Origin of the sequence: Pseudoruegeria sp. SK021 (genome assembly GCF_002119405.1) — a bacterium.
GTDB lineage: Bacteria > Pseudomonadota > Alphaproteobacteria > Rhodobacterales > Rhodobacteraceae > Meridianimarinicoccus.
Genome location: NZ_MTBG01000009.1, coordinates 54,426 through 68,465, shown reverse-complemented (window position 1 = coordinate 68,465; position 14,040 = coordinate 54,426). Strand labels below are relative to the sequence as shown.

The 14,040-nt window shown below is 63.7% G+C and carries 9 protein-coding genes; all 9 read left to right on the top strand.

The features are described 5' to 3' along the window. Positions 1-102: 102 nt before the first annotated feature. The 9 genes from BV911_RS07950 (at position 103) to addA (ending at position 14,006) form a co-directional block, all read left to right on the top strand. Positions 103-1,005, top strand: coding sequence for a rhodanese-related sulfurtransferase (locus tag BV911_RS07950; protein WP_086053074.1), 903 nt, complete (start codon positions 103-105; stop codon positions 1,003-1,005). A 194-nt stretch (positions 1,006-1,199) separates the two neighbouring features. Beyond that, the gene (gene gpmI / locus BV911_RS07945) at positions 1,200-2,723 is read left to right on the top strand and encodes a 2,3-bisphosphoglycerate-independent phosphoglycerate mutase (protein WP_086053073.1); all 1,524 of its coding nucleotides are present in this window, start codon (positions 1,200-1,202) and stop codon (positions 2,721-2,723) included. 163 nt (positions 2,724-2,886) lie between these two features. Next, a complete protein-coding gene (locus BV911_RS07940; protein ID WP_086053072.1) occupies positions 2,887-4,224 on the top strand; it encodes a S41 family peptidase in 1,338 nt (445 codons plus the stop codon). A 140-nt stretch (positions 4,225-4,364) separates the two neighbouring features. Further along, a complete protein-coding gene (locus BV911_RS07935) occupies positions 4,365-5,405 on the top strand; it encodes an AbrB family transcriptional regulator (protein ID WP_086053071.1) in 1,041 nt (346 codons plus the stop codon). Between the two features lie 29 nt (positions 5,406-5,434). Then, positions 5,435-5,938, top strand: a complete 504-nt coding sequence (tsaE, locus tag BV911_RS07930; protein ID WP_240512190.1) for a tRNA (adenosine(37)-N6)-threonylcarbamoyltransferase complex ATPase subunit type 1 TsaE — start codon at positions 5,435-5,437, stop codon at positions 5,936-5,938. Continuing rightward, positions 5,931-6,959, top strand: coding sequence for an aminoglycoside phosphotransferase family protein (locus BV911_RS07925; protein ID WP_086053069.1), 1,029 nt, complete (start codon positions 5,931-5,933; stop codon positions 6,957-6,959). The genes tsaE and BV911_RS07925 overlap by 8 nt, the downstream gene beginning before the upstream one ends. After that, positions 6,935-7,630 (top strand): nucleotidyltransferase family protein, encoded by a 696-nt coding sequence (locus BV911_RS07920; RefSeq protein WP_086053068.1) that lies wholly within the window; start codon positions 6,935-6,937, stop codon positions 7,628-7,630. The genes BV911_RS07925 and BV911_RS07920 overlap by 25 nt, the downstream gene beginning before the upstream one ends. After that, a complete protein-coding gene (gene addB / locus BV911_RS07915) occupies positions 7,627-10,635 on the top strand; it encodes a double-strand break repair protein AddB (protein WP_086053067.1) in 3,009 nt (1,002 codons plus the stop codon). Before BV911_RS07920 ends, addB begins: the two co-directional genes overlap by 4 nt. After that, positions 10,632-14,006: a double-strand break repair helicase AddA gene (gene addA / locus BV911_RS07910; protein ID WP_086053066.1), complete on the top strand. Its 3,375-nt coding sequence runs from the start codon at positions 10,632-10,634 to the stop codon at positions 14,004-14,006. Before addB ends, addA begins: the two co-directional genes overlap by 4 nt. The last annotated feature ends 34 nt before the right edge of the window (positions 14,007-14,040 follow it).

The following is a 14,040-nucleotide window of genomic DNA, read 5'->3' as shown; positions in this document are numbered from 1 at the left end:
CCTTCCATTTCCGAACATCGGTAAGCAGCCGGAAAACGAAGGTCAACCACCCCCGAAGCTTGCTCTTGCCAGCGCCCCCTCCGGGGATCTACATCGCCGGTCATGCAGATCGTCGCCGCCCTCTATCATTTCACCCGCATTCCAGACCCCGCAGCCCTGCGCGGGCCGCTGGCCGAAGTCTGTTGCACCCAAGGCGTCACCGGCACGTTGCTCTTGGCCCCCGAAGGCATCAACGGCACCATCGCCGGAAGCCGCGCCGGGATCGACACCGTACTGACCCATATCCGCGCCCTGCCCGGGTTTGCTGATCTTGAATGGAAGGAAAGCACCGCCAGCGCCCCTCCGTTCAACCGCATGAAGGTTCGCCTGAAGCGCGAGATCGTGACAATGGGCCAACCGCAGGTCGATCCGCAGGCCGGCACCGGTCATTACGTCAGCCCCGCCGACTGGAACGCGCTGATTTCTGCGCCGGATGTGGCCGTGATCGACACCCGCAATGATTACGAAGTGGCCATCGGTACGTTCTCCGGCGCCATAGACCCCGACACCCGCAGCTTCGGCGAATTCCCGGCATGGTGGCAGGCCAACAAGCACCGCTTCCACAACAAACGGATCGCAATGTTCTGCACCGGCGGCATCCGCTGCGAGAAATCGACCAATTATCTGTTGGGCGAAGGGGTCGAGGACGTCTTTCACCTCAAGGGCGGCATTCTGAAATACCTCGAAGAGGTCCCCGCCGAAACCAGCCTCTGGCAAGGGGATTGCTTCGTCTTTGATGGCCGGGTCTCGGTGGGGCACGGCCTGACCGAAGGACCGCATCTTCTGTGCCACGCCTGCCGCCGACCCCTGCTGCCCGAAGACACCAAGCGGCCCGAGTATGAAGCGGGCGTCGCCTGCCACCACTGCACGGATGAAACCTCCGATGCCGACAAGGCCCGCTTTCGCGAACGACAAAAGCAGATCGCACTGGCCCAAGCGCGCGGCGACCGACACCTCGGCGGCTGAAGGCCCACCCCACCCCGACCATCTCGCGCTACCGCATGGCGGGCACAGCCCGGCATGCCCGGCCCAACCCGGGGCGAGCGTCAGATCGGCCCGGGGCGGGAGCATTTGCCTTTCCGCTCGCGCCACCTGCGCCGCCTTGATATACCGCCCCTATTGCGACCCCGTCCAAGACATCAGCCCGGAAGGACCCCACCATGACCGCGCCGAAACCTGTCGTCCTGTGCATTCTTGACGGCTGGGGTGCCCGTGCCGACACCCCCGGCAACGCCCCGGCCCTTGCGGACACCCCGACCTTTGATCGGATTATGTCCACCTGCCCTCATGCGCTGCTGACCACCCATGGACCGGATGTCGGCCTGCCGTCAGGCCAGATGGGCAATTCCGAAGTCGGCCACACCAATATCGGTGCAGGCCGGGTTGTGGCGATGGATCTCGGAGCCATTGATCTGGCGATTGAGAATGGCAGCTTCTTCACCAACGCCGCCATTCTTGCCTTCACCGAAACGCTGAAAGCTTCCGGCGGCACCGCGCATCTTCTCGGGGTAATCTCGGATGGCGGGGTGCATGGCCATATTACCCATGTGCTGGCCGCCTGCCGCGCCATTGCCGACGCCGGTGTGCCGGTCGCCCTGCATGCCATCACCGACGGCCGCGATGTGGCGCCGAAATCGGCCTTGGGCTATCTCGAAACCCTGACCAAGGCCCTGCCAGATGGGGTCCGCCTCGCCACCCTGACCGGGCGCTATTTTGCCATGGATCGCGACAACCGCTGGGACCGGGTCCAAACCGCCTATGACGCGATTGTGTCCGGTAAGGGCACTGCGACCGCCCCCGATGCGGCAACCGCTGTCGCGCAAGCCTATGCAGCCGACAAAACCGATGAATTTGTCCCAGCCACCGTGCTGGGCGAGTATACCGGGGCCGCGGATGGCGATGGGGTGTTCTGCCTGAATTTCCGCGCCGACCGCGCCCGCGAGATACTGGCCGCCATTGCCCAGCCCGACTTTGCCGATTTCGATGTCTCCGGGCGACCAGACTGGGCCGCCCTGCTGGGGATGGTCGGTTATTCAGACGCCCATAACGCATGGTACGCCACCGCCTATCCCAAAGAAAAGATCGTCAACACGCTGGGCTCGTGGGTCGCGCAAAAAGGCCTGCGCCAGTTCCGCTTGGCCGAAACCGAAAAATACCCCCATGTCACCTTCTTCCTGAACGGCGGGCAGGAAATCCCCGAAGTGGGCGAAGACCGCTACATGGCCCCCTCGCCGAAAGTGGCCACCTATGATCTGGCACCCGAAATGTCCGCGGCGGAAGTCACCCGCGAGTTCGTAAAGGCGATCCATGGCGGCTATGATCTTATCGTGACCAATTACGCCAATCCCGACATGGTCGGACATACCGGCGATCTGGACGCCGCGATCAAGGCTTGCGAAGCCGTGGACCGGGGTCTGTCCGCCGTGACCGAAGCGCTCGACGCGGTGGGCGGCGCCATGATCATCACGGCCGATCACGGCAATTGCGAAGTGATGATCGACCCGGAAACCGGCGGGCCGCACACGGCGCATACCACCAATCTGGTCTCGGCGGCGCTTTATGGCGGTCCCAAAGGCGCGCGCATGTCCGACGGACGTCTGGCCGATCTCGCACCCAGCCTGCTGGAACTGATGGGTTTGCCCTTGCCGCCGGAAATGACCGGTCACAGCTTGATCCAAAGCTAAGCCTGCGCGCCACCGGAACGGGCGGGGTTGCACACATTTTCGGTATCAGATCGCCTTCGGGCTGGCACCCGCCGCCCGGACGCGCTTTATAAGTGTGCAACGGAGTGAAATGAAAGTCGCGTCTTCGGCGAACCGGGGCGCGGTCGGAAAGGACAGACCTGAGATGAGATCCTACGTGATGGCCGCCCTTGGTGGCACCCTGGCCGCAACCGTGTTGACCACCCAACTGGCCGGGCCGCTTTTGGCTCAGGATCAAAAGGACGGCCAGACAGTTTACCAACAACTCGATCTGTTTGGGGACATCTTCGAACGTATCCGGTCCCAATATGTCGAAGAGGTCGACGACACCGACCTGATCGAGGCTGCCATCAACGGCATGCTGACCTCGCTCGATCCGCATTCCAGCTATTTGTCGCCAGACGATGCCGACGACATGCGCGTGCAGACCCGGGGCGAATTTGGCGGTCTCGGCATCGAAGTCACCCAAGAAGACGGCTTCGTCAAAGTGGTGTCACCGATCGATGACACCCCCGCTGCCGCCGCCGGCATTCAGGCTGGCGATTTCATCACTATGGTGGATGGCGAAAGCGTTCTCGGCCTGAACCTCGATGACGCTGTCGAACTGATGCGCGGCCCCGTCGGCTCTGAGATCATCATCACCATCGTGCGCGAGGGCGTCGACGATCCGTTCGATGTCACCATCGTCCGCGACACCATCAAACTGACAGCTGTACGCAGCCGCACCGAAGGCGACAGTGTCGTCCTGCGGATCAGCACCTTCAACGACCAGACTTATGACAACCTCGAAGAAGGCCTAAGAGAAGCGGTCGAAGAACTGGGCGGCATGGACAACGTCAACGGCTTCGTTCTGGACCTGCGCAACAACCCCGGCGGCTTGCTCAATCAGGCCATCCGGGTGTCCGACGCCTTTCTCGACAAGGGCGAGATCGTCTCGACCCGGGGCCGGGACGTGGAAGATGGCGAACGCTTTAATGCCTCTGTCGGCGATCTGACCGAAGGCAAGCCTATCGTCGTGCTGATTAATGGCGGCTCGGCCTCGGCGTCAGAAATCGTTGCCGGTGCACTTCAGGATCACCGCCGCGCCGTCGTCGTCGGCACCAAAAGCTTCGGCAAGGGCTCGGTCCAGACCGTTGTACCGCTGCGTGGTGATGGGGCGATGCGCCTGACCACTGCGCGCTATTACACCCCGTCGGGCCGGTCGATTCAGGCCCTTGGCGTCGCGCCGAATATCATTGTGGAACAGCCTCGCCCAGTGGACGTGGACGAAGACGCCGATGATGCCGCACGGCCCTTCCGCTCAGAGGCCGACCTGCGCGGCAGCCTCAACAATGACAGCTTCACCGAAGACGAGCTGCGCCAGCTGGAAGAGGATCGCGCCATTGCCGAAGCCTCGGCCAAACTTCGGATTGAGGATTACCAGATGGCCTATGCTATCGACATCCTGAAAGGCCTGTCGGCCCTGTCCCCTGCCGATCAGTAAACGGCGCGGCCTGCCCCGTAGGCCCAGACCGACCCAAACACAGGCCGCGCCCCATCCCGGGCGCGGCCTTTTTCATCGCCGGGACCAGCCGCGTTCACAATGCGCTTGAGCCTTCCTGCCACCCGCGCGATACCCCATTCATGGTTAAAACTCTTGCGGTCACATGCAGCCTTGGCGCACTTGGCGCTGCTCTTGCCGTCTGGCTGGGAATGCCTGCGCCATTCCTGACCGGGCCTGCCACCGTCGTTTCTGTTGCCGCCGTTGCTGGGGTGCGCTGCCTGATCCCGGTGCCCCTGCGCAACACGGTGTTCACCATCATCGGCCTGAGCCTTGGCTCAAGCGTCACACCCGATGTGCTGCGCTCGGCGATCAAATGGCCCGTCAGCCTGATCGGCGTGGTGCTGGCCGTCTGCGTCATCATGCTGGGCGGGGCATGGGCCTTGCGCCGCCTGTTCGCGCTGGACCGGGTGACGGCCCTTCTGGCCTCGGCGCCCGGTCACCTCAGCTTTGTCATGGGGCTCAGCCTCGACACCGGCGCGAATGTCACCATGGTCTCGGTGATCCAGTCCTTGCGCGTTCTGGCCTTGACCCTCGTGGTGCCGGTGGCCGTCGCCCTGCTGACCGATGCCGACCTGTCGATGTCCGCGCCGCCCGGAATGACCCTGTCGCTGCCCCACCTGCTTGCGCTGACCGGGCTGGCGGTCGCCACCGGCTTCCTGTTTACCCGCCTGCGCGTTCCAGCCGGCTTTCTGCTGGCCGGCATGGCCATTTCATTGCTCGGCCATGGCACCGGTCTGACCCCGGGGATTGTTCCGCCGGTGCTGTCCACCGCCGCCTTCATCGCCATGGGCACCCTGATCGGCACCCGCTTTACCGGCGTCACCCCGCGCCTGATCCTTCAGGGGGCCCTCAGCGCCCTGTTTCTAACCTTTGGCGGACTGGCGGTGGTTGTGGCCCTGTCCTATGCCATTGTCAGCGTGGTAGATCTGCCGTTTCTGGATGTGCTGACGGCCCTCGCCCCCGGCGCCCTAGAGACCATGATCGCCATGGCCGCCGTGGTCGGGGCAGACACCACCTTCGTCAGCTTCCACCATGTCTTTCGCCTGTTGTTCCTCAGCTTCGCGATCCCGTTTGCCGTGGTCAGCGCACGGGCAAAGTCCCGGCGTCAATCCGACTTGTGACCCCGTCCCCCGATCCCCATAGTTGCGCCATGACCCTGACCATGCCCCATCTGATCGACCTACCGTCCGAGCGGCGCACCGCCAGCCTTGCCCGCACCCTCGCCCCGCATCTACGGGCCGGGGATACGCTGGCGCTGCACGGTGCCATTGGCGCGGGGAAAAGCACCTTTGCCCGGGCATTGATCCGCTGCCGCCTGAACGCAGTTGGGCTGGACGAGGACATCCCGTCGCCGACCTTCACCCTAGTCCAAACCTATCAGGCCGACGATCTGGAGATCTGGCACAGCGATCTCTACCGCCTGACCCATCCCGACGAAGCGTTCGAGCTGGGCCTCGACGACGCCTTTGCCACGGCGCTGTGTCTGATCGAATGGCCCGACCGGCTGGGGCCCGATCTGCCTGCCGAGGCCCTGCATCTGTCCTTTGAGAATGGCGCGTCAGATGACGCCCGCCACCTGACCTTGACCGCGACCGATCCTCGCTGGGCCGCCCGCCTTGCCCCGATCCTTTCCGACTGGACCGCGCATGCCTAACCTCACAGCGTTTCTGACCGCAGCCGGCTGGCAAGACGCCGCCCGCACCCCTCTGGCCGGGGACGCATCCACGCGCAGCTATGCCCGGCTGCGCCATCCCGACGGTCGCCAAGCCATTCTGATGCAGGCCCCGCCCTTGCCCGATGACAGCACCCGCCGGTTTGTCGCCGTGGACGAGATCTTGTCAAACTGGGGCCTGTCTGCCCCGCGCATCCTGTCCGGCGCCCCTGATGACGGGCTGCTGCTGCTTGAGGATCTGGGCGATGCGGTCTTTGCTCCGGTCATCAAGGGTGCGCCAAGCCTTGAACCCTTGCTGTATGGCGCGGCCACGGACTTGTTGGCCGTCCTGCATCGCCACACCGCCCCGGCATCGCTGGCCCATCCGAATGCCGAAGTCCTCGCCGCCATGACCGAACCCGCAGTGACATGGTATGCCGGTCCGACAAAAGTCCGACAAAAATCCGACGAAAGTCCGAACGCCTTTTCCGCCCTGTCCGCCGCCCTTCTGCCGCTGCTGCAAGCCCATGCCATTCCGGCGCGGCCAGTCTTGGTTCACCGCGATTTTCACGCCGAAAACCTGATCTGGTTGCCGAACCGGACTGGCCCGGCGCGCACCGGACTTCTGGACTTCCAAGACGCGTTCGCGGGCCATCCCGCCTATGATCTGGCCTCGCTTCTTGACGATGCCCGCCGCGATCTCGGCGAGGGGATCCGCGCCACTGTGATTGAGCACTACCTGACCCTGACTGGCCTGCCAGAGGCGCCATTCAGGGCCGCCCTCGCGACCCTTGGCGCACAGCGTAACTTGCGGATTCTCGGGATATTTTCGCGCCTATCCCTGCATTTTGGCAAGCCCCGCTACATCGCCCTGATCCCGCGGGTCTGGGGCCATTTGCAGGCCAACCTCGCCCATCCCGATCTGACGGATCTGGCCGATTGCGTCGCCCGCTACCTGCCCGAACCGACCCCTGACCTCTTGCAAGGACTAACCGACCGATGCGGCACGATCCCGACGCCATAATGCTGTTCGCTGCCGGGTTCGGCACAAGGATGGGTGCGCTGACCGCCGACCGCCCCAAGCCGCTGATCCCGGTCGCCGGACGCCCGCTGATCGATCATGCGCTTGGCCTCGCCGAGTTTGTGCCCAAACGGGTGGTAAATGCCCATTATCATTACCAGAAACTAAAAAACCACTTGGCCGGTCAGGCCGTGGAATTGTCCGTTGAAACCCCGGACATTCTGGAAACCGGTGGCGGTCTTCGGGCGGCCCTGCCGTTGCTGGGACCGGCGCCGGTGTTTACCCTGAACACCGATGCGATCTGGACCGGCCCCAACCCGCTCGAAACCCTGCGCCGGGCCTGGGACCCGACCCAAATGGACGCGCTGTTGTTGCTGGTGCCCGCATCGCGCGCCACCGGCCATTCCGGTCCCGGCGATTTTGCGCTGGCCCCGGATCATCAGATCACGCGAGGCCCCGGATATGTCTATTCGGGCGCGCAGATTCTGCGGACGGACAGCCTGACCAGCATCGACAAACCTGCGTTTTCCCTCAATGTGTTGTGGGATATCATGGCGCAATCCGGACGGCTGTTTGGTGCGGTTCATCGGGGCGGATGGTGCGATGTCGGTCGCCCCGAGGGCATCGATATGGCCGAAGCGATGCTGGCCAATCCGCCGGAGTTGCTGCCATGAGTTTCGTCCCGCACAGCCCCGCCCTTTACGGCGTCGCCCCCGGCGTCGACTTTCCCCGCGCACTGGTTGCTGGACTTCTGGAACGGTTTTCAGGCCAGCCGCCCGAAGCCCTCGCTCGGGTCACGGTCTATCTCAGCACCCGCCGGATGGAACGCCGCATTCGCGCCTTGTTCGACGATGGCCCGGCCCGGCTTTTGCCCCGCCTGCGGCTGATTTCCGACCTTGGTTGCGACACGGCCAGCAGCCTGCCACCGTCAGTCCCAAGCTTGCGGCGGCGGCTGGAACTTAGCCAATTGGTCAGCCGGTTGATTGAGGCCGACCCCAGCCTTGCCCCCAAAACCGCGGCTTTCGATCTGGCCACCAGTCTTGCCGCGCTGATGGACGAAATGCAGGGCGAAGGCGTGCCACTGGCAGATCTGGCCGCCCTCGACGTGACCGACCAATCGGGACACTGGGAACGAAGCCTGCGGTTTCTGACGCTTGTCGGCCATTTCCTGTCCAGCGATCCCACCGTTCCGATGGACCCCGAAGCACGGCAACGGCGGGTGATCGAAGACTTGATCCAGCGCTGGAAGACCGCGCCCCCGCGCGATCCGATCCTTGTGGCGGGCTCAACCGGCTCGCGCGGGACCACCCGAATGCTGATGGAGGCCGTGGCGCGGTTGCCCAATGGCGCGGTGGTTCTGCCCGGCGTCGATCCCGGAATGACGCCTGAGATCTGGCGCGGACTGCTGGCACCACATCCCCAGCAGGATCACCCCCAGTACCGCTTTGCGTTGATCGCCGACAGCTTGGGTCTGGATCCGGCGCAGTTGCCCACGTGGGCGGATACTCCGGCCCCAAGCCCGTCCCGAAACGCGCTGGTGTCATTGGCATTGCGGCCCGCGCCAGTAACGGATGGCTGGCGCCGCGACGGCCCGGCCTTGGGGGATCTGATCTCAGCCACCGCAGGCCTGTCCTTGATCGAAGCCCCCGATCCACGGGGCGAGTCGCTTGCCATCGCGCTGCGGCTGCGGCAAGCGATCGAAGATGGCCAGACCGCCGCCCTGATTTCCCCGGACCGGATGCTGACACGGCGGGTGACGGCCGCGTTGGACCGGTGGGGTATCGAGCCTGACGACAGCGCCGGTGAGCCGCTGCGCCAAGCACCAGCCGGACGCATGATCCGGCAGATTGCGGCGCTGTTCGGCCAGCACCTGACCGCCGAGGCGCTGTTGGTCTTGCTGAAACATCCGCTCGTTCACCGGGCACAGGATCGCAACACTCACCTGCTTTGGACCCGGGAGCTGGAACTGCATCTGCGCCGTCATGGCCCAGCCTTCCCGACACACGAGTCGCTGACAAAATGGGGCGAGGCCTATTACGAGAAACGTCAGGCACCCCGAGAGACCGAGACGCCCACCCCTGATCGGCCGCTCAAACCGCGGACAACGGATGACCCGCGGCCATGGATCGAATGGATCTCGCGTTGCATGATCGGGCATGCCGATATCGGCAGCGGCCCGATTGGCCCCTTCGTGGCCCGGCTTTGGCAGGGGATCGAGGCGTTGGCCCTTGGTCACACGGCACCGCCTGAAAAGCTGACCTTCTGGACCGATCGCGATGGCAACGAAGCCCGCAAGGCCCTGAGCCAATTGGCAGAAGAAGCCCATCACGGCGGCGATGTCGACCCGGCAGGCTTTATGGCGCTTCTGAACGCCGTGCTGTCCGGCGAAGTCCGCGATCCACGCAGTCCGCGTGCCGATGTCATGATCTGGGGGACGCTGGAAGCCCGGGTTCAGGGCGCGGATCTGGTCATTCTGGGCGGGCTGAACGACGGCACATGGCCGGAACTTCCCAGTCCCGATCCATGGTTGAACCGGTCTATGCGCACCCGGACCGGCCTGCTGCTGCCGGAACGTAGGGTCGGCCTGTCGGCGCATGATTTTCAACAGGCGATCGGCGCGCCGACGGTGGTTCTCAGCCGCGCTGCCCGCAATGGCGAGGCGCCAGCGGTACCATCGCGGTGGCTGAACCGGCTAACAAATTTGCTCAGCGGATTGGACGATCAGAACGGGGGGGCCGCCTTGGCTCAAATGCGCCAACGCGGCCAACGCTGGGTGGACATGGCGGCGGCGATGGACCGGCCGGCCCAGCCAATGGCACCGGCGTCCCGCCCGTCGCCATTGCCCCCGGTTGCGGCCCGTCCACGACGCTTGTCGGTGACGGATGTGCAAACGCTGATCCGCGATCCGTTCGAAATCTATGCACGGCGGATCTTGCGGTTGTCTGCCCTTGATCCCCTGCGCAAGCGACCAGAACCCCGCGACCGCGGCACCGTGCTGCACGGGGTTCTGGAAGCCTTCGTCCCACGCATGGCCGAACTGCCAGAGCTAGACCGCCGCCAAGCCCTTCTGGATATCGCCGACCGCATCCTGACAGACGAGGTGCCATGGCCGACGGCCCGCCGCCTGTGGCTGGCGCGTCTGGCCCGGATCGCCGATCCCTTTCTGATCGAAGAGGCCGCACGCCAAACCCAAGCCCAACCCAAGTGGTACGAGGTGAAGGGTTATATGGATCTGCCCACGGTCGACACGCGCCTGACCGCCAAAGCCGACCGTATTGATCAGGCGGATCACGGTGGCCTTGCCATCTATGACTACAAGACCGGCACGCCCCCCAGTGAAAAGCAGCAAAATACCTTTGCCAAACAGTTGTTGCTGGAAGCCGCCATTGCCGAAAACGGCGGCTTTGACGGCATCCCGGCGGCACCGGTCTATCGTGCCACCTATCTTGGATTGGGCGGACAATTGAAATCTGTGGATGCGCCGCTGGCCAAATCGCCCGTCACCGAAACACTTGCCGAGTTGACCGAATTGATTGCTGCCTATCTGGACCCCGATAAGGGCTACACCGCCCAACTTGCCCCCGAAACAGAACGCTTCGAAAGCGACTATGCGCAGCTCTCCCGCGCGGGTGAGTGGGATTTGGGTGATGCCCCGGTTCCAGTGAGGGTCGGCCAATGACCGCGCCCTTCGATGACGCCACCCAACGCCAAATCACCGCAGCAGATCCCACTGCCTCGACTTGGCTTGCGGCAAATGCTGGGTCCGGAAAAACCCGAGTTCTGACGGATCGGGTGGCACGCCTTTTGATGGCGCAAGTGCCGCCGCAAAACATTCTGTGCCTGACATTTACCAAGGCCGCCGCCAGCGAAATGCAGAACCGTTTGTTCAGCCAGTTGGGTGACTGGGCGATGAAGCCCGATGCAGATCTGCGCGCCGCCCTGACCAAACTTGGGGTGGAAGGAACGCTGGAAACCAGCCGACTGGATGCCGCCCGCCGTCTGTTCGCCCGCGCCATTGAAACCCCTGGCGGGTTGAAAATTCAAACCATTCACGCGTTTTGCGCATCACTTCTGCGGCAATTTCCGCTAGAGTCTGGCGTCTCTCCCCAATTCACCGAACTGGACGAGCGGACCCAATCCGCCTTGTGCAACGAGGTTCTGGAAGAACTGTCCGACGGCTCAGAAGCAAGCGCCGTTGACGGGATCGCAGCCTATTTGTCAGGCGATGATCTAGACCGTCTGACCCGGGCCATTTTGAAGGACCGAGATAGCTTTGTGCCGCCGCTGGATTTGCCCGCCGCGCTGGAAGCGCACGGCCTGCCCCAAACCTTCAGCACCGACGCCCTGCTGGCGCAAATCTTTGATGGTGACGAAGGCGATCTGATCACCAGCCTCCTGCCCGCCTTGCGCGCCAAAGGCGGAAATGACGCCACCGCAGCCCGCAAGCTGGAACCTTTGGCGGCACGTCCACTGGTGCTCTCGGACCTCGCGGTTATGGAAAACGTGTTCCTGTTCGGCGCCACAGCCAAAGCGCCGTTTGCCGCCAAAATCGACAGCTTCCCAACCGCGCCGACCCGTAAAACCCTTGGCCCGGACCTGATGGATCGCCTCAACGATCTGATGCAGCGGGTCGAAGACGCCCGCCCCATGCGTCAGGCGCTGGTATCGGCCCGCAAGACCGCAACCTTGCACCGGTTTGCCGGCGTCTTCCTGCCTGCGGTCGACGCACGCAAAGCGCAACGTGGATGGCTGGATTTCGACGACCTGATCCTGCGCGCTCGCGATCTGTTAACCGATCCACGGGTGGCCGACTGGGTCCTTTACAAACTTGACGGCGGCATTGATCACATTCTGGTGGACGAGGCGCAAGACACCAGCCCCGTACAATGGGAGGTCATCCGCCTACTGGCCTGCGAATTTACCGCAGGAAACAGCGCCCGCGACGATACCTTGCGCACCATCTTTGTGGTCGGCGACAAGAAGCAGTCAATTTATTCGTTCCAAGGGGCAGATCCGCAGGAATTTGACCGCCTGCGCCAGCACTTCGACGACCGCCTGACCGAGGCGGCACAGCAATTGCAGATCCATGCCTTGGAGCACTCCTTTCGGTCCTCGCCTGCGGTTCTGGAGGTCGTTGATGCCACCTTTGACGGCGCAGCGGCGGCAGGTGTCGGCGGGACGACCCGCCATATCGCCTTTAAGGACCAACTGCCCGGCCGGGTCGATCTATGGCCGCCGGTGGAAAAGCCGGAAGAACCGGATACACCCGATTGGCATCGACCGGTGGACCAGATTAGCCCTCGGCATGAGAACGCGGTGCTTGCCGATGCCATTGCCAGTGAGTTGCGCCGTCTGATCGACGCGGGCGAAACCATCCCTGACGGCAAGGGCGGTCGCAAGCTGCTGTCTGAAGGCGATGTCCTGATTCTGGTCCAGCGCCGCGGGCAATTATTCCGCGAGATCTTGCGCGCGTGCAAACGGGAACGCCTGCGCATCGCCGGGGCCGATCGATTGATCCTGACCAAGGATCTCGCGGTCCGTGACCTGCTTGCGCTTTTGTCGTTTCTGGCACTGCCCGAGGATGATTTGGCTTTGGCCACCGCCCTGCGATCGCCATTGTTTGGCTGGTCGGAAGATGGGCTCTTTCAATTGGCGCAGCCTCGGCGCGGATTGCTGTGGTCGGCCTTGCGCGCCCAGCCGGTTCGCGGCCGCACCATGGCCATTTTGGACGACCTGATCGCCACCGCCGACTTCTTGCGCCCCTATGATCTGCTCGAACGGATCCTAAACCGGCACGGCATGCGGCAAGCCCTGATCGCGCGCTTGGGTCCCGACTGCGAAGAGGCCATCGACGCCCTGTTGGGTGAAGCACTGACCTATGAATCCACCGACATTCCCAGTTTGACAGGCTTTCTGGAATGGATGCGGGCCGAGGATGTAGAGATCAAGCGCCAAGCCGATGCCAGCGGCGAAAGCCTGCGTGTGATGACAGTGCACGGGTCCAAAGGATTAGAGGCGCCAGTGGTTATTTTGCCGGATTGCGCCAGTCGCCGGGCCTCGCCGGGGTCGGAAATTCTGATCACGCAGGATGGCTGGGCGGCGTGGCCCCCCAGCGCCGACGATCTGCCGGATCTTTTGAAATCTGCGAAGGCAGATCTGCAGGCGCTACAGGCCGAAGAACGCTTGCGGTTGCTCTATGTTGCCATGACCCGGGCCGAGGTTTGGCTTTGGGTCTGTGCTGCGGGGGAGCTTGGCAAATCCGGCGACAGCTGGCACGATCTGGTGCATTCCGCCATGGCATTGTGTGACGCGGGACCCATGGAATTTCCGACCGGCAACGGGCTGCGTCATGCCCGCGGTGACTGGGATGGCGGCGACGTCCAAGGGGCAGCAGAGGCCGGGCCTAGCTTGCCCGCCCTTCCGGACTGGACCTCGGGCCCGGCGCCACTTGAGACCGAACCACCGAAACCGGTTGCCCCGTCCAACTTGGGGGGCGCCAAGGCTTTGGCCGGCGATTTGGGGCGCGACGAGGCGACAGCGAAGCTGTGGGGGCGCAGCTTGCACTTACTGTTAGAGCATCTGCCGAACTACCCACCGGCAAGCTGGCCCAACCTGACGCCTGACCTGCTGCGCATGGGGGTCGACGGCGAAACCGATCTTGACCAAGGCGCACTTCTGGCTGAAGCAACACGCGTGCTGACCAACCCCGATCTGGCGTTCCTGTTTCACCCCGACACCTTGGCCGAGGTGGACATTTCCGCGCATCTGACCGGGCTGGATCGCCGCATGCACGGCATCATTGACCGATTGGTGGTGTCACAAGATCGTGTGTTGGCTGTCGATTTCAAATCCAACAGCTTGATTCCGGAACAAGCGGCATCCGTTCCAGATGGACTTTTACGACAGATGGGGGCCTATACTGCGGCTTTGACGGCGATTTATCCGGGAAAAGCCGTTGAGACGGCCTTGCTTTGGACCGCTAGCGCCCGCCTGATGCCGCTGCCGACCACGCTGGTACTGGCCGCCCTCGACCGGGCCGAGCCGCAATGAGCAACCTTGACGCTGCCCGGGATGGTTCTTACCT